Source organism: Streptosporangium sp. NPDC004379 (assembly GCF_042873875.1).
GTDB lineage: Bacteria > Actinomycetota > Actinomycetes > Streptosporangiales > Streptosporangiaceae > Streptosporangium.
This window is the reverse complement of the sequence record NZ_JBIAMC010000006.1, coordinates 24628-39670: the sequence shown is the minus strand read 5'-3', so window position 1 is coordinate 39670 and position 15043 is coordinate 24628. Positions and strand designations below refer to the sequence as shown.

The 15043-nt window shown below is 73.1% G+C and carries 14 protein-coding genes; 7 read left to right on the top strand and 7 right to left on the bottom strand.

The genetic code is table 11. The features are described from left to right. Window positions 1-120: 120 nt before the first annotated feature. Window positions 121-1209 carry an SAM-dependent methyltransferase gene (locus ACFYSC_RS14650; RefSeq protein WP_389961195.1) on the bottom strand — a complete coding sequence of 363 codons (1089 nt, stop codon included), beginning with the start codon at window positions 1207-1209 and terminating at the stop codon, window positions 121-123. A 241-nt stretch (window positions 1210-1450) separates the two neighbouring features. Here ACFYSC_RS14650 and ACFYSC_RS14645 point away from each other — a divergent pair, with 241 nt between their 5' ends. From ACFYSC_RS14645 to panD, 3 genes are all read left to right on the top strand, one after another. Continuing rightward, window positions 1451-2341 (top strand): Rossmann-like and DUF2520 domain-containing protein, encoded by an 891-nt coding sequence (locus ACFYSC_RS14645; protein WP_389961193.1) that lies wholly within the window; start codon window positions 1451-1453, stop codon window positions 2339-2341. Continuing rightward, window positions 2332-3189 carry a pantoate--beta-alanine ligase gene (panC, locus tag ACFYSC_RS14640; protein ID WP_389961191.1) on the top strand — a complete coding sequence of 286 codons (858 nt, stop codon included), beginning with the start codon at window positions 2332-2334 and terminating at the stop codon, window positions 3187-3189. Before ACFYSC_RS14645 ends, panC begins: the two co-directional genes overlap by 10 nt. Window positions 3190-3446: 257 nt before the next feature. Beyond that, a complete protein-coding gene (panD, locus tag ACFYSC_RS14635) occupies window positions 3447-3884 on the top strand; it encodes an aspartate 1-decarboxylase (protein ID WP_362933509.1) in 438 nt (145 codons plus the stop codon). A 205-nt stretch (window positions 3885-4089) separates the two neighbouring features. Here panD and ACFYSC_RS14630 read toward each other — a convergent pair whose 3' ends face one another. The 5 genes from ACFYSC_RS14630 to ACFYSC_RS14610 all read right to left on the bottom strand — a co-directional run bounded on the left by ACFYSC_RS14630 (window position 4090) and on the right by ACFYSC_RS14610 (window position 7800). Next, complete coding sequence (locus ACFYSC_RS14630) at window positions 4090-4647, bottom strand: TetR/AcrR family transcriptional regulator (RefSeq protein WP_389961189.1); 558 nt, start codon at window positions 4645-4647, stop codon at window positions 4090-4092. Further along, window positions 4640-5503 carry an alpha/beta fold hydrolase gene (locus ACFYSC_RS14625; RefSeq protein WP_389961187.1) on the bottom strand — a complete coding sequence of 288 codons (864 nt, stop codon included), beginning with the start codon at window positions 5501-5503 and terminating at the stop codon, window positions 4640-4642. The genes ACFYSC_RS14630 and ACFYSC_RS14625 overlap by 8 nt, the downstream gene beginning before the upstream one ends. Window positions 5504-5647: 144 nt before the next feature. Further along, window positions 5648-6283, bottom strand: a complete 636-nt coding sequence (locus ACFYSC_RS14620; protein WP_389961185.1) for a hypothetical protein — start codon at window positions 6281-6283, stop codon at window positions 5648-5650. Window positions 6284-6335: 52 nt separating this feature from the next. Beyond that, on the bottom strand, window positions 6336-6947 hold the full coding sequence (locus tag ACFYSC_RS14615) for an RNA polymerase sigma factor (RefSeq protein WP_389961183.1): 612 nt from the start codon (window positions 6945-6947) through the stop codon (window positions 6336-6338). Between the two features lie 124 nt (window positions 6948-7071). After that, the gene (locus tag ACFYSC_RS14610) at window positions 7072-7800 is read right to left on the bottom strand and encodes an SDR family NAD(P)-dependent oxidoreductase (RefSeq protein ID WP_389961181.1); all 729 of its coding nucleotides are present in this window, start codon (window positions 7798-7800) and stop codon (window positions 7072-7074) included. Between the two features lie 207 nt (window positions 7801-8007). Here ACFYSC_RS14610 and ACFYSC_RS14605 point away from each other — a divergent pair, with 207 nt between their 5' ends. The 4 genes from ACFYSC_RS14605 to ACFYSC_RS14590 all read left to right on the top strand — a co-directional run bounded on the left by ACFYSC_RS14605 (window position 8008) and on the right by ACFYSC_RS14590 (window position 13798). Next, window positions 8008-10557, top strand: coding sequence for an L-aspartate oxidase (locus ACFYSC_RS14605; protein WP_389961179.1), 2550 nt, complete (start codon window positions 8008-8010; stop codon window positions 10555-10557). A 5-nt stretch (window positions 10558-10562) separates the two neighbouring features. Further along, on the top strand, window positions 10563-11345 hold the full coding sequence (locus ACFYSC_RS14600) for a type III pantothenate kinase (protein WP_362933530.1): 783 nt from the start codon (window positions 10563-10565) through the stop codon (window positions 11343-11345). A gap of 24 nt (window positions 11346-11369) precedes the next feature. Further along, window positions 11370-12872, top strand: a complete 1503-nt coding sequence (gene lysX / locus ACFYSC_RS14595) for a bifunctional lysylphosphatidylglycerol synthetase/lysine--tRNA ligase LysX (RefSeq protein ID WP_389961177.1) — start codon at window positions 11370-11372, stop codon at window positions 12870-12872. Between the two features lie 677 nt (window positions 12873-13549). Continuing rightward, on the top strand, window positions 13550-13798 hold the full coding sequence (locus ACFYSC_RS14590) for a LuxR C-terminal-related transcriptional regulator (protein WP_179822022.1): 249 nt from the start codon (window positions 13550-13552) through the stop codon (window positions 13796-13798). 190 nt (window positions 13799-13988) lie between these two features. On the opposite strand, the gene ACFYSC_RS14585 is transcribed toward ACFYSC_RS14590, so the two are convergent. After that, on the bottom strand, window positions 13989-15038 hold the full coding sequence (locus tag ACFYSC_RS14585; protein WP_389961174.1) for an NlpC/P60 family protein: 1050 nt from the start codon (window positions 15036-15038) through the stop codon (window positions 13989-13991). Window positions 15039-15043 lie beyond the last annotated feature (5 nt).

Sequence of the window (15043 nt, the reverse complement as noted above, 5' to 3'; positions counted from 1 at the left end):
CGCTCAGGGACGGGCCACAGCCGATCGGTCCGTTCGGGAGTGGGTCAGAGCCGACCGGTCCGTTCGGGGACAAAGGTCTGACCGGCTCAGCCGGAGGCGAGCCAGGGCCGGTCGGCCCGTTCAGAGGCGTGACTGGGCCAGCCAGCCGAAGTCACCCAGGCCGCCCGTGGCGATCAGTTCCGCCTCCTGGGACGCCCTGGCGAGGGCCCGGAGGTAGCCGCGCGGGTCGGTGCGGGCGAGCTCGTCAGGCGGGCGGGTACCGGTGACGCCGAGGGCGAGGAGCGCCCGGCGCTGGGTGGTCAGCGTCGTGACGACGCCCTCGACGCCCTCGACGCCCCCGACGCCTCCGCCACCCCCGGCGTGTGTGCTCCGCGCCCCGGCGGTGGTCCCGGCTTCTCCGGTGCCCCCGGCCTTCCCCGTGTCGCCGGCATCCCCGCCGGCCCCGGCGCGTTCACCGGCCGCCGCGCAGGCGTCCAGGGCCACGTGGGCGGTGACGTCGCACGACCCGTCCGGCACCGGCGGGACCAGGGACCCGTCGCGGTAACCGGTCAGCGTGCCGTACGGCGGGCGCTCGGCAAGGGAGTGCGCGTAGTCGATCGCGACGGCCTCCCCGGCGGCCAGCCGTACGATCACCGAGGCCCACGCCTCGTCGCGCGGCCTGCCGATCTCGGCCCGCTCGCCGGGCGACCGCATCGGCCACCAGCGGTTCAGCCAGGCGAGGTCGGCGTCGCAGGGGGCCTCCCCGAGGCGTTCCGCGCCGTCCACGGGGTCCACCAGGACCAGCCGGGGGCCGTCCGCCGTCTGCTCGGCGACGTCCAGGGGCACGTTGTCCAGCCACTCGTTGGCGATCACCAGGCCGCGGACGCCGTCCGGTACGGCGTGCGCCCACCGGATCTCCGCCGGCAGCGAGGGCGGCCGGGACGCGAGGTCCACCCCGGTCGCCCGCAGCCGCTCGCGGAGGCCGGGTGGCGCGGCGGCGAGCACCCGGGCGGCCAGCTCGCCCTCACCGGCGCCGACGTCCACCAGGTCGATCACCGGCGGGTTGCCGAGCGCGTCGTCCACCGTCACCAGCCGGCGCAGCACCGCCTCGGCGAAGACGGGGGAGGCGCCCACGGAGGTCCGGAAGTGCCCGGAGGGACGCTCTCGCAGGTAGAAGCCGTTCTCTCCGTAGAGCGCTTGCTCCATCGCGACGCGCCAGGTGAGCCACACGCCCACGACGCTACAGGTCCGGCGGGGTTCCACGAGGGCCGATGACAGGCCGGGCGCGACGGCGGCGCCGGGCCGGTGGACCGGTGATCGGCCGGTACGGGCCGGTAGCCGATGATCCACCGGGCGCACGGCCGTACGGCGCGGGCGTTCCTGAATGTGCCGGTGCGTGGCCGGGAAAGCCGGGCCCGTTACTCTGGTCAACTGGACACGGAGCCCCCGATGCGGTCAAGGACAGGACAACATGGACGCAGGTGATCATCCGGCGCGCCTTGCCGTCGGGGTCGTCGGGGCCGGCCGGGTCGGCTCGGCCCTCGGTGCGGCCCTGGCGCGGGCGGGCCACCGGATCGTCGCGGCGAGCGGCGTCTCCGACTCCTCCAGGGAACGGGCGGTCGAGCGGCTCGGCGTCACCCCGTGCCGTCCGGAGGAGGTGGTGGCGCAGTCCGACCTCGTCCTGCTGACGGTCCCCGACGACGTCCTGCCGGACCTGGTCTCCGGCCTCGCCGGCACCGGCGCCGACCTGCGCGGCAAGATGGTCGCCCACACCAGTGGCGCGTACGGCCTGGGCGTGCTGGACCCGGCCGCCAAGGCGGGCGCGCTGCCGCTGGCTCTCCACCCGGTGATGACCTTCACCGGCCGGGACGACGACCTGCGCCGCCTCGTCGGCATCTCCTACGGGGTCACCGCGCCCGGCCCGCTCCGCCCGGTCGCCGAGGCGCTGGTCATCGAGATGGAGGGCGAGCCGGTCTGGATCGAGGACGCCGACCGGCCGCTCTACCACGCCGCCCTCGCCGGCGCCGCCAACCACATGGTCACGCTCGTCGCGGAGTCCGCCGACCTCCTCGGGCGGATCGGCGTGGAGCAGCCGGGCAGGATGCTCGGCCCGCTGCTGGGCGCCGCCCTGGACAACGTGCTGCGGCTCGGCCTCGCGGGGCTGACCGGGCCCGTGGTGCGCGGGGACGCCGGGACGGTGCGCAAGCACATCGACGCCCTCATCCTGGCCGCTCCCGAGGCGGCGGACGCCTACGTGGCGCTCGCTAGGCTCACGGCGGACCGGGCGCTGGCGGCCGGGCTGCTCAAGCCCGAGACCGCCGAGCGCCTCCTGGACGCGCTGGGAGGCAACATATGGACGTGATCGTGGCGCGCAACCGCGCCGAGCTGGCCGAGGCGCGCCGGGCGCTCGGGGCGCACGGCGGGATCTCCCGGGGTACGGCGGAGCTGGCGCTGGTGCCGACGATGGGCGCGCTGCACGAGGGGCACCGCTCGCTCATGCGGCTGGCCCGGGAGCGGGCGGACCACGTCGTCGTGAGCGTCTTCGTGAACCCCCTGCAGTTCGGCCCGGCCGAGGACTTCTCCCGTTACCCCCGGACGTTCGACGCGGACCTTGCGGTGTGCGCCGCCGAGGGGGTGAGCGTGGTGTTCGCGCCCTCCGCCGACGACATGTACCTGCCGGACCGGCAGGTCGGCGTGTCGGCGGGGCGGATGGGCACGATCGCCGAGGGCGCCTTCCGGCCCGGCCACCTCGACGGCGTGCTGACCGTGGTGCTCAAGCTGTTCAACCTGGTACGGCCGGACGTGGCGGTGTTCGGCCGGAAGGACGCCCAGCAGCTCGCGATGATCCGCCGGATGGTCGCCGACCTCGACGTGCCGGTCGCGGTCGTCGGCGGCCCCACGGTCCGCGAGGCCGACGGCCTGGCGCTGTCCAGCCGCAACCGGTACCTGTCCGGCGACGACCGGCGGGCCGCGCTGAGCCTGTCCCGGGCGCTGTTCGCGGGGGCTGGGCGGCGGACGCCCGCGGAGATCCGCCGGGCCGCGCGGGAGGTCCTGGACGGCGAGCCCGCGGTGTCCCTCGACTACCTCGTCCTGGTCGACCCGGCCACCTTCGAGGAGGCCGGCGACGACCACGAGGGGGAGGCGATCCTGGCCGTGGCGGCGAAGGTCGGCTCCACCCGGCTGATCGACAACGTGACCGTCACGCTCTGACGCCTCCGCGCGTCTCCCGGCGGCGGCCCGCGGTGGTCGGGGCGGCGGCGCGGTGGGTGCGGGAGATCTCCGCGCGTCTCCCGAGCACGGCCCGCGGTCCCGTCACGTGACGGGACCGGACGCCCCTGCGGAATCCGATGGGAATCCGGTGGGAACGGAGCACACGGCGAACAGATCCCGGGACGGGCTCGGATATATTCCGCATCAGGCGTGCACGCCACGGGGCGGCGCGACCACACGGAAGGGCTTCTTCAGGCATGTTCCGGACCATGCTCACCTCCAAGATCCACCGGGCCGTCGTCACCCAGGCCGACCTGCACTACGTGGGATCGGTGACGATCGACGAGGACCTGCTGGACGCCGCGGGACTGCTCCCCGGCGAGCAGGTGCACATCGTCGACATCGACAACGGCGCCCGGCTGGTGACCTACACGATCCCGGGCCCCCGCGGCTCGGGGGTCATCGGCATCAACGGCGCCGCCGCCCGGCTCGTCCATGTGGGCGACCTGGTGATCATCATCGGGTACGGCCAGATGGAGGACGCCGAGGCCAGGAGCTTCCGGCCCCGGATCGTCCACGTCGACAGCGGCAACCGGATCACCGGCCTCGGCCACGACCCCGCCGAGGCGCCGGAGCCGGCCGTCCCGGGGGCCGGGGACCTCCTGCGCGGCGACGAGCGGTACGTCCCGGCGTAGGCGTTCCGGCCGGTTCCGGGACCTCCGTTCCCGCGGATCCCGGGACCGGTCGCCCGCACCGCTGAGCACGCGGTACGCCGACGCCCCGTCCCCGCGGGTCCCGTGACCGGCTCCGGGCTCTTCCGCGCGGCGGCGGGCCGTACCTCCCGATGCGGGTGTTCCGGCCGGCCTCGGGGTCCCGATCCCCGCGCGGGACGTCCCGGGGTCAGGGCCGGGGCTCGCGCAGGCCGGCGATGACCATGCGGGTGAGCAGCTCGTAGGTGTCGTCGAGCGACTCGGGCAGGCCGAACGCGTCCGCGGCCTCCAGCAGGGTGAAGCCGTGGACGACCGCGCGCAGGCAGCGGACCGCGTGGACCGTCTCGGAGTCGGTCAGGTCGTAGGAGCGCACGGCCGCGAACAGGACGTCCACCAGGTGTTTTCCCGCCTCGGCCACGCCCGGCTGCGGGCTCTGGATCATGGCCGCGTAGCGGCCGGGGTGGGTCCGGACGTACGAGCGCCAGGCGGTCATCAGGGCGCGCAGGGCCTCGTCGCCCGACCGGCCGAGCACGGCGTCGCCGACGCGGGCCGAGATCTCGCCCATCACGTGTGCGGAGAGGAGCTCGCGCAGCTCGGCGAGGTTCCGCACGTGCTTGTACAGGGACGGCGTGGCCACCCCGGCGCGGGCGGCCACCGCCGCCAGGGTGAGCGCGGCGGGGCCCTCCTCGTCCACGACGCGCAGTGCGAGGCCGACGACGGCCTCCCGGGACAGGGAGGCCCTAGGCACGGGTGTGCTCTTCGAGGAAGGGCAGCACCGCGGCGGCGACCTCCTCGGGGAACTGGGCGTGCGGGTAGTGCCCTCCGCCGTCGATCATCACGTACGACCCCTGTCCCTCCGGCATGGTGGCGACGATGGCGCGGGCCTCGGCCTCGGGGTCGGCCCAGTCGGGGTCGAGGGCGCCCATCACGACGAGGGCGGGCCGCCGGAGTTCCGGCAGGGCCTCGCCGGCGTCGTTCGGGGCGGCGAAGCCCATCGCGGAGACCACGGCCATCCGGCCCGGCCTGCTCAGGTCGGCCTCCAGGGCGGCGAGGTAGTCCGTCCAGTCGGCGGGCTTGACCCCGGGGACGGCCACGTCGAGGTAGCGCTTCCACAGGCCGGGGCTTTTGAACATCGCGGCGCCCATGAGCCGCAGCATGCCCGCGCGGTGGCGGCGGACGCGCAGCAGGCCGCCGAGGTCGAGCTTCTGCGGGCGGGTGAACGGGCCGATCTCGACGACGGCGCCGACCAGGTCGGGCCGCCGTACGGCGGCGATGGTGGCCGCGCCGCCGGAGAACGAGTGGCCGACGATCACCGCGGGGCCGCCCAGGTGCTCGATCAGCGCGATCAGGTCGCCGGCGGTGTCGGTGCGGTTGTAGGAGGACCAGCCGAGCGTGGAATCGCCGTGCCCGCGCAGGTCGGCGGTGGCGACCCGGTATCCGGCGGCGGTGAGCCGCGGGATGAGGAAGCGGTACGCCTCTCTGCTGTCGCCCATGCCGTGCGACAGGACGACCAGCGGGCCCTCTCCGGCCACCCGGTACGCGATCTCGCCACCGTCGATCTTCAGCGTCTCGTCCATCGCCCGTCCCTGTCGGCTAATCTCCATAGCCTGAAAGCTAATGCAATTAGCCGACAGGGTCAAGCAGCGATTTTCACTGAAAAATCCGTCCATGTCGGCTACGGCGGCGCGTGGATCCCGCCGGGCGGACCCGCCGGCACGGCCCTGCGGGCCGCACCGGCGGCCGGCCGGTCAGCGGTACTCGTCGAACCCGGGGGTCGGGGAGTCGACGAGGACGCACGGCGCCACGGTCCCGTTCGTGATCCGGGCCAGGGACGCCATGACGACGCCGTGGGGGTTGCCCCGCATCTCGGCGAACTGCAGCATCGCCGTCTGGCCGGGCTTGAGGACGGACGGGTGGAGCAGTACGGCGGTCTCGTCGAGGGTGTCGACGGTCCCGGCCTGCTCACCGTCCAGGGTCAGGAGGTCATCGGCCTCGCTTCTCGGCAGGAAGTCGCCGCGCGTCCCCTCGCACCGCTTGCCCGGCGGCACATAGTCCACGACCGCGTTGAGTCCGAGGTCCTTCAGGTCGGCCTCCAGCTTCTTGGCGTCCCTGAACTCCTTGATCTGCACCCGGATCGAGCCGTCCGGGGTCCTGTCCACCGCGTAGGCCGGGGCCCCGCCGACCACCAGCGGTACGGCGACCGCCGCGGCGGCGGCCACGGCGGCGGCGAGGGCGAGGACCGGGCGGCGGAACGGGAGACGCCGGGCCGGAACGGGCCGCGGGTCCTGCTGGATCTCCTGCATCAGGAACTCCTTGATCTTTTGATGGCGGTCCGCCGGAAGCGCACGTTCGGCGTTCGCCCAGGGGCCGGGATCGGCGTTCATCGGCTCTCCTCGAAAAGGGCGGGGACCCCCGCCTTCGGACGTGGGAAGGGGGTCATGCGGTGTTCTCCCGGACGGACCGGACCGCGGTTCCGCGGTCACCATCTGTCTGTCCGCGGCCGGCGCGCGGTTCCGGGGGCTTCGCCGTACCGGTGAGGGCGGCGAGCTTCCTGCGGGCCCGGGACAGCCGGGAGCGCACGGTGCCCACCGGCAGGCCGAGTGCCCGCGCGGCCTCGGCGTAGCCCAGGCCGGCCCCCACGCACAGGGCGAGGACCTCCCGCTCGGAACGGCGCAGCCCGGTCAGGGCGGCCCGTATCTCGTCCAGGGATCGCCGGTCGTCCAGGCGGCCCGCTACCTCGTCGGCGATGTCCGGCTCCGCCGTGCCCGGGGGGAGTCTGGCGAGGGCGGCCCGGTACCGGCGGGCGGCGCGGGTGGTGTTGCGCGCGACGTTCGTGGCGATGCCCAGCAGCCAGGGGCGCAGCGAGCCGCCGACGGCGTCGACCCTGGCCCGCAGCCGCCACGCCTCCAGGAAGGTCAGCGAGACGATGTCCTCGGCGGCCGACCAGTCGCCGGTCAGGCGGAAGGCGTGGCTGTACACCGATCCGGCGCACTGGTCGAAGAGCTGCCCGAACGCGTCGGCGTCACCGGCGCGCACCCGGGCATGCATATCTGTTTCCACGCCTATGTACTGTCCGGCGGGAACGTCATGGTTCGGCAATCGGGCGGTTTCCGTGCCCCCGGTGTCCCTCCGCGTCCCCGGCGGCGTGCCCCTCAGGGGCCCGGTGGGGGGCCTACATGCCTCCCGCCACCCGCAGGACCGCCCCCGTCGTGTAGGAGGCGTCGGCCGAGAGCAGCCAGGAGACGGCTCCGGTGATCTCCTCCGGCCTCCCCGCGCGGCCCATGGGGATGGTTCCGGCGAGCTTCGCCGGGCGCTGCGGGTCGGCGTGGAACTCCGTCCAGATGATGCCGGGGGCCACGCAGTTGACCCGGATGCCGTCGGCGGCGACCTCCTTGGCCAGGCCGACGGTCATGGCGTCCACGGCGGCCTTGGTGGCGGCGTAGTGGACGTACTGGCCGGGGCTGCCGAGGGTGGCCGCGGCCGAGGAGATGTTCACGATCGCCCCGCCGCCGGTCCGCGCCATGTCCCGTACGGCACGGCGGGCGCACAGCAGGTAGCCGAGCACGTTGACCTCCAGCGCGCGGCGCATGCCGTCGGCGTCGGCGTCCGCGAGGCGGCCGTTGCCGCCGCTGATCCCGGCGTTGTTGACCAGCCCGGTGACCGGGCCGAGCTCGGCGGCGGCGTCGAAGAGGCGTTCCACGGAGGTCTCGTCGGCGGTGTCGGCCGGGACGGTGAGGCAGCGGCGGCCGGCCGCGCGGACGGTCCCGGCGACGGCCTCCGCGGCGTCGGTGTCGGAGCGGTAGCCCACGACGACGTCGTGGCCGTCGGCGGCGAGACGGGCGCAGATCGCGGCGCCGATGCCGCGACTGCCCCCGGTCACGACGGTGACGGGCTGGTGCATGTCGGACCTCCAGGACGACGGACCGCGCCCGGACTCTCCGAGGCGGCCTCGATGAAAAAAGATCATCTGATCATCCCATGAAAGACCTTCTGTGGGCCAGGGTCCGGGGCGGCCTGGAGGCACCCCGGGGAAGAAGCGTCATCCGGCAGGCGTTATCGTCACATTGACGAAATCAGGTGCCTCTACCCATCCCACAAGGAGGCGGCAATGACGATCCCGGCCATCCCCCAGAGGCTGACCGCGCCCCCGCCCGGCTGGACGGTCGAGGCCGACGTGGTCGTGGTGGGCTCCGGCGTCGCGGGCCTGACCCTGGCCCTGCGGTACGCGGCCCTCGAACCCGCCGCCCGGGTCCTGGTCGTCACCAAGGACGTGCTGTCGTCGGGATCCACCCGCTGGGCGCAGGGCGGGATCGCCGCCGTGCTCGACCCCGCCGACACCCCGGAGGAGCACCTGTCCGACACCCTCCTCGCCGGGGTCGGCCTCTGCGACACCGAGGCGGTGCGGGCCATGGTCACCGAGGGCCCGGACGCCCTGCGCCGGCTGATCGCCACCGGGGCGCGGTTCGACACCGACGCCGCGGGCGAGCTCCAGCTCACCCGCGAGGGCGGCCACCGGCGCGACCGCATCGTCCACGCGGGCGGCGACGCCACCGGAGCCGAGGTGCAACGGGCCCTGGTACAGGCGATCCGGGAGTCGGCGATCGAGGTCATCGAGCACGCCCTCGTGCTCGACCTGCTCAAGGACGCCGAGGGCCGGACCGCCGGGGTGACGCTCCACGTCATGGGCGAGGGCGAACGCGACGGCGTGGGCGCGGTCCGGGCCCGCGCCGTGGTGCTGGCCACCGGCGGCATGGGCCAGGTCTACGCCGCGACCACCAACCCCGTCGTCTCCACCGGCGACGGCGTGGCCCTCGCGCTGCGGGCCGGAGCCGTCGTGCGCGACCTGGAGTTCGTCCAGTTCCACCCGACCGTGCTCTGGCTGGGAGAGGACGCCACCGGCCAGCAGCCGCTGATCTCCGAGGCGGTCCGCGGCGAGGGCGCGGTGCTCGTCGACGCCGACGGCACCCGCTTCATGCGGGGGGTCCACGAGCTGGCCGACCTCGCCCCCCGCGACGTCGTGGCCAAGGCGATCATGCGGCGGATGCGCGAGACCGGCGCCGCTCACATGTACCTCGACGCCCGCCACTTCGGCGAGCACAAGTGGCGCACCCGCTTCCCGACGATCCACGCGGTCTGCCTGGAGCACGGCATCGACCCGGTGACGCAGCCCATCCCGGTCGCGCCCGCCGCCCACTACGCCAGCGGCGGCGTCCGCGTCGACCTGCGCGGTCGTACCGGCGTGCCGGGCCTGTACGCCTGCGGCGAGGTGGCCTGCACCGGCGTGCACGGCGCCAACCGGCTGGCCTCCAACTCGCTTCTCGAAGGGCTGGTCTTCGCCGAGCGGATCGCCGCCGACATCCACGCCGTACGGCCGGCGCCCGGCGACTCCGTCCCCCCGCCCGTGCCCGTGCCCGACGGGCGGCCGGCCGGCCTCGCCGACCCCCGGACCCGCCCCCGGATCCAGGCGCACATGAGCCGGGGCGCGGGCGTGCTGCGCGGCGAGGAGTCGCTGGCCGAGGTCGCCAAGGCCCTGCTGGGCGCGCGGTGGACCCCGGTGGCGGTCGAGCCGTGCACCGAGTCGTGGGAGGCCACGAACCTGCTGACCGTCGCGTCGGCACTGGTCGCGGCGGCCCGCAACCGGGAGGAGACCCGCGGCTCGCACTGGCGCGAGGACTTCCCCGACCGGAATGATGCCTGGTGGCTGGGCCACCTGGACCTGACCCTGACATCGGAGGGAATCACGATGACGTACGTGCCCCACGAGCGGCGCACGACCGGGCTGCCGCCGCGGGCGGCGGCCGAACTCGCCGAGGCGGGCCTCGACCCCGCCGGGGTGGAGGCGGTCGTGGAGGCCGCGCTGCGGGAGGACCTCCAGGAGGCCGGCGACGTCACCAGCGCCGCCACCATCCCCGCCGGCCGTACCGACACCGCCGACGTGGTGGCCCGCGCGGACGGGGTGGTCTGCGGGCTGGCCCTCGCCGAGGCCGTCTTCTCCCGCGTCGGCGGGGACGGCGTCGTGGTCGAGCGCCGCGTCAAGGACGGCGAGCGGGTCTCCCGCGGCGACGTCCTGATGACGGTCACCGGCGCCACCCGCGACCTGCTGACCGCCGAGCGGACCGCCCTCAACCTGCTCACCCACCTGTCCGGCGTCGCGACCCTCACCGGCCGCTGGACCGAGGCCGTGGCGGGCACCGGCGCGCGGATCAGGGACAGCCGCAAGACGCTGCCCGGCCTGCGGGCCCTTGAGAAGTACGCCGTCCGCTGCGGCGGCGGGGTCAACCACCGCATGTCGCTTTCGGACGCCGCCCTGATCAAGGACAATCACGTCGTGGCCGCCGGCGGGGTGGCGGAGGCGTTCCGGGCCGTCCGCGACGCGTACCCCGGGCTGCCGATCGAGGTCGAGGTCGACCGGATCGACCAGATCGAGCCGGTGCTCGCGGAAGGAGCCGAGGAGATCCTGTTGGACAATTTCAGCGTGGAAGACCTGGCGCGGGCCGTACGGCTGGTGGGCGGCAGGGCACGACTGGAGTCCAGCGGAGGGCTGACCTTGGATTCGGCGCGTGAGGTGGCCGCGACCGGCGTCGACTATCTCGCCGTGGGCGCGCTCACCCACTCGGCGCCCGCGCTGGACATCGCCATGGACCTTCGAGGGAACTGATACTGATGCTGCTCGCCATCGACGTCGGCAACACCCACACCGTTCTCGGCCTGTTCGAGGGCGAGGAGGTCATCGAGCACTGGCGCATCGCCACCGACGCCCGGCGCACGGCCGACGAGATAGCCGTGGTGCTGCAGGGCCTGCTCGGCCAGTCACCGCTGCTCAAGGGCACCGACGTCAATGGCATCGTCATCTGCTCCACGGTGCCGTCGGTGCTCAACGAGATGCGGGAGATGTGCCGCCGTTACTACGGCGACGTCAACGCCGTGATCGTCGAGCCCGGCGTCCGCACCGGCGTGCCGGTCCGGATGGACAACCCCAAGGAGGTCGGCAGCGACCGCATCGTCAACGCGCTCGCCGCCATCAACCTGTACGGCGGGCCCTGCGTGATCGTCGACTTCGGCACCGCGACCTCCTTCGACGCCGTCTCCGCCAAGGGCGAGTACGTCGGCGCGGTCACCGCGCCCGGCATCGAGATCTCGGTGGACGCCCTGGCGGCGGCCGGCGCGCAGCTGCACAAGGTGGAGCTGGTCCGGCCGCGTTCGGTGATCGCCAAGAACACCGTCGAGGCGCTCCAGGCCGGCATCATCTACGGCTTCGCCGGCCAGGTGGACGGGATCGTCGAGCGGATGGCGGCAGAGCTGGCCGACGACCCCGACGACGTCACGGTCGTCGCCACCGGCAGCGCGGCGCAGCTCGTGGTGGGGGAGGCCCGCTCGATCGACGTCCACGAGCCGTGGCTCACTTTGATCGGGCTCAGGCTGATCTATAACAGAAACGTTCCGTAGCCGGACATCGGTACCCTTGGCTCTGTGACCGCTGACCTGACGAACCCGGCCGACGATCTGCCCGAGCAGATGCGCGTGCGCCGGGAGAAGCTCGATCGCCTCCGTGCCGAGGGTGTCGACCCCTACCCGGTGACCTTCCCGCGCACCGCGACCAACGTCGAGATCCGCGAGAAATACGCCGATCTCGCCGCTGACACCGCGACCGGCGACAAAGTGGGCGTCACCGGCCGCGTCATGCTGTCCCGGACCGGTGGCAAGCTCTGCTTCGCCACCATCCGCGACGGCTCGGCCGATCTCCAGGTCATGATCTCCCTGGACAGGGTCGGCGAGGAGTCCCTGGCCGCGTGGAAGCGCGACGTCGACCTCGGCGACCACGTCGGCATCGAGGGCGAGGTCATCACCTCCCGCCGGGGCGAGCTGTCCATCCTCGCCGACCGCTGGGCGATCACCTCCAAGTGCCTGCGCCCGCTGCCGGAGAAGCACGTCGGCCTGACCGACCCGGAGGCCCGGGTCCGTCAGCGCTACCTCGACCTCGTCGTCAACGACGAGGCGCGGAGGATGGCCTACGTCCGCAGCGCCGTCGTGCGGGCGATCCGCGACTTCTGGCACGGCGAGGGCTACCTCGAGGTCGAGACGCCGATGCTGCAGCGCATCCACGGCGGCGCTTCGGCCCGGCCGTTCAGGACGCACATCAACGCCTATGACATGGAGCTCTACCTCCGCATCGCGATCGAGCTCTACCTCAAGCGGCTCGTGGTGGGCGGCATCGAGAAGGTCTTCGAGATCAACCGCAACTTCCGCAACGAGGGCGCGGACGCCACCCACAACCCCGAATTCACGATGATGGAGGCCTACGGCACCTATCTCGACTACAACGGCATCGCCGACCTGACCCAGCGGATGATCCAGAACGCGGTCGTGGCCGCGCTCGGCCACTCCGTGGTGGTCCACGAGGGGCAGGAGATCGACCTGGGCCTGCCCGAGTGGCCGCGCGTCACCGTCTATGGATCGGTCTCGGAGGCGCTGGGCGAGGAGGTGACGACCGAGACTCCGCTGGAGCACGTGCGCAAGCTCGCCGACGCGCGCGACATCCGCTGGGACCCCAAGTGGGGCCAGGGCAAGCTCGTCCAGGAGCTCTTCGAGGAGCTGGTCGAGCACACCCTGATCCAGCCGACGTTCGTCATGGACTACCCGCTGGAGACCTCACCGCTGGCCCGGACGCACCGGGACAACCCGTTGCTCACCGAGAAGTGGGACCTCATCGGGTTCGGCACCGAGCTCGGCACCGGCTACTCGGAGCTGAGCGACCCGATCGAGCAGCGCCGCCGCCTCACCGAGCAGTCGCTGCTCGCCGCGGGCGGCGACCCCGAGGCCATGCAGCTCGACGAGGACTTCCTCACCGCCCTGGAGTACGGCATGCCGCCCACCGGCGGCGTGGGGGTCGGTGTGGACCGCCTCGTCATGGCCTTCACCGGCAAGAACATCCGCGAGACCATTCTGTTCCCGCTGGTGAAGCCCACCGGCTGAGCGCCACCGGGTCCGCCCCGCGGGCCCGGTCCGCCAGGCCCTCCGGCCCCGCCTGACGAGCCCGCGGTCCCGTGGACCGCGGGCTCGTTCCGTTCCTCCCGCTGAGCGGAGACGCCATTTCCCCGATGATCCGGGCGGCCGGCGATCAGCTCCCCGCGGAATGCCGGAAAGCCGGTTTCATCCGACGGCCATTGCGTGATGATTTTCTCGGCGCCGTCAGGGGCGTGGCCGGGGGCCGCGGTCGACGGGATGCGCGACGCCCGCCGGACCGATCGTTTTCTGTGGGAAATGCGGCGGGCGCCGACCGTACGGCTCGTCCCGGCGGAGGACCCGCGGTGGTCCACGGCATGGCCCCGCGGTGCGGCTTCGGGGTGGATCACGGTGATGACCTCGGCTCATGCCGCGGGCAGGCTGCGGACAGACCGCGGACACGCCTGGCGCGGGCCCCGGGCGCGACGACGGTCCGGCGGCGCGCCCTCCGGCTCGGCCGCTGCTTAATCACAATGGGCCCGACATATCATGAGTACTTCATGTAACGCCCACTCTGTCAATAGTGTGGGCCATCTCTATGAAGAGCAGAGCTTGACGACCTTTGAACGGGGCGTTTACCGTTCCTGACGGGCGACATCGATTCCAGCGTGCTCACGCCTGAGTCCCGTTGCGGGGGGAGTTGCTAGATGGCATATCCGGAAGTGGATTCCCGCCGCGGCGAAAGTCTTCCGGGCACTGAGGACATCGATCTCAGCGAGGAGGACCTCGTGCTCCTGGCCGAGCTGGCCAAGGGCGTCACCGTCGACAGGGTGGGCCGCCGCCTCGACATCAGCGGCCGGACGGTCCGGCGCAGGCTGCGCGGGATCTGTGACCGCATCGGCGTGGCCACCGCAATCGAGGCGGTGGCCTGGGCCGCCCGCCGCCGCCTGATCTGACGCCGTACACCCGGCCGGTCCGCCGTGCACCGGCCGGTCGTGGTCCGCCCGGTCAGGCCGTGCACCCTGCTGGTCGTGTGTCCGTCCGGCCGGTTCGTGCATCCGGCCGGTCATACGCCCGTCGGGTCAGGCCGTGCATCCGGCTGATCGTGTGCCCGTGTCCGTCCGGTCCGGCCGTACGCCGGCCGATTCAGTCGGCGACGCGCACGCCCCCGGCGAAGGGCCGGTTGCCCATGGGGGCGATGCGGACCACGTCACCGGTCTGCGGGGCGTGGATCATCAGGCCGGCGCCGAGGTAGATCCCGACGTGATGCAGGTCGCTGTAGAAGAAGACCAGGTCGCCGGGGCGCAGCTGGTCGCGGGAGACGTGGGTGCCGGCGGTCCACTGGTCACCGGTGTAGTGGGGCAGGCTGATGCCGACCTTCTGGTAGGCCCACAGGACCAGCCCCGAGCAGTCGAAGGAGTTGGGTCCCTCGGCGCCCCAGACGTACGGCTTGAGCTGCTGGGTGAGCGCCCAGCGCACCGCCTCGGCCGCCTTGCCCTGGCCCACGACCGGAACGGTGAGCCTGGTCGCCCGGCCCTGCATGCTCTGGGCGCGGTCGCGGACCTCCCGGTAGAGGTTGCCCTCCAGTTTGCCGACCAGGCGTTCGATCTTGGAACGCTTGTCGCCGAGCTCGCCCAGCAGCTTCTTGACCTCGGTGGACCGGGCGCTGGCGCTGGCCCGAGCCTGCTCGGCGACCTTGAGCGCCTGGGCGACCTGGGCGACCTCCTCGCTCTGCCGCTGCTGGAGGGCGTAGCTGGTGGCGGCCTGGTCGAGGAAGGTGTCGGGGTCGCTCGACTGGGTGAAGGCGAGCGTGGAGCCCAGGCCCCCCGACATGTAGGTGCTCTGCGCGAGGAGGGTCGCCTTGGTGCGCCGGGACTCCAGCTCCGTCTCGCTGGTGGACAGGTTCTTCTTGGCCACCTCGGCGGCGCGCTGCGCCTGCTTGAGCTTCACCCGTGCGCCGTTGTACTGCTCGGCGAGCGTCTCGACCTCGACGTGGAGCTTCTCGACCTGCTTGGCGAGCTGCCGGAGGTCCGGTTTCGGGTCCGCACCGGCGGACGTCATGGGAGCGCCGACCGCGAGGAGGGTGAACGCGAGCCCGATGGAGGCCGTCCGGCCGGAAAGGCGACGGGAGGCGCGCTCCCGCATCGGGACGGGTCCGGCTGGACGTCCACTGCCACGGCGCGGCGTGCGCTTCACCAACG

Excerpts from the sequence above, each read along its gene's own strand:
- ACFYSC_RS14615 (WP_389961183.1), bottom strand. The coding sequence starts at position 6,947 with ATGCATGCCCGGGTGCGCGCCGGTGACGCCGACGCGTTCGGGCAGCTC.
- ACFYSC_RS14605 (WP_389961179.1), top strand. The coding sequence starts at position 8,008 with ATGACGATCCCGGCCATCCCCCAGAGGCTGACCGCGCCCCCGCCCGGC.
- ACFYSC_RS14600 (WP_362933530.1), top strand. The coding sequence starts at position 10,563 with ATGCTGCTCGCCATCGACGTCGGCAACACCCACACCGTTCTCGGCCTG.
- ACFYSC_RS14590 (WP_179822022.1), top strand. The coding sequence starts at position 13,550 with ATGGCATATCCGGAAGTGGATTCCCGCCGCGGCGAAAGTCTTCCGGGC.
- panD (WP_362933509.1), top strand. The coding sequence starts at position 3,447 with ATGTTCCGGACCATGCTCACCTCCAAGATCCACCGGGCCGTCGTCACC.
- ACFYSC_RS14625 (WP_389961187.1), bottom strand. The coding sequence starts at position 5,503 with ATGGAGATTAGCCGACAGGGACGGGCGATGGACGAGACGCTGAAGATC.
- ACFYSC_RS14645 (WP_389961193.1), top strand. The coding sequence starts at position 1,451 with ATGGACGCAGGTGATCATCCGGCGCGCCTTGCCGTCGGGGTCGTCGGG.
- ACFYSC_RS14610 (WP_389961181.1), bottom strand. The coding sequence starts at position 7,800 with ATGCACCAGCCCGTCACCGTCGTGACCGGGGGCAGTCGCGGCATCGGC.
- ACFYSC_RS14620 (WP_389961185.1), bottom strand. The coding sequence starts at position 6,283 with ATGAACGCCGATCCCGGCCCCTGGGCGAACGCCGAACGTGCGCTTCCG.
- panC (WP_389961191.1), top strand. The coding sequence starts at position 2,332 with ATGGACGTGATCGTGGCGCGCAACCGCGCCGAGCTGGCCGAGGCGCGC.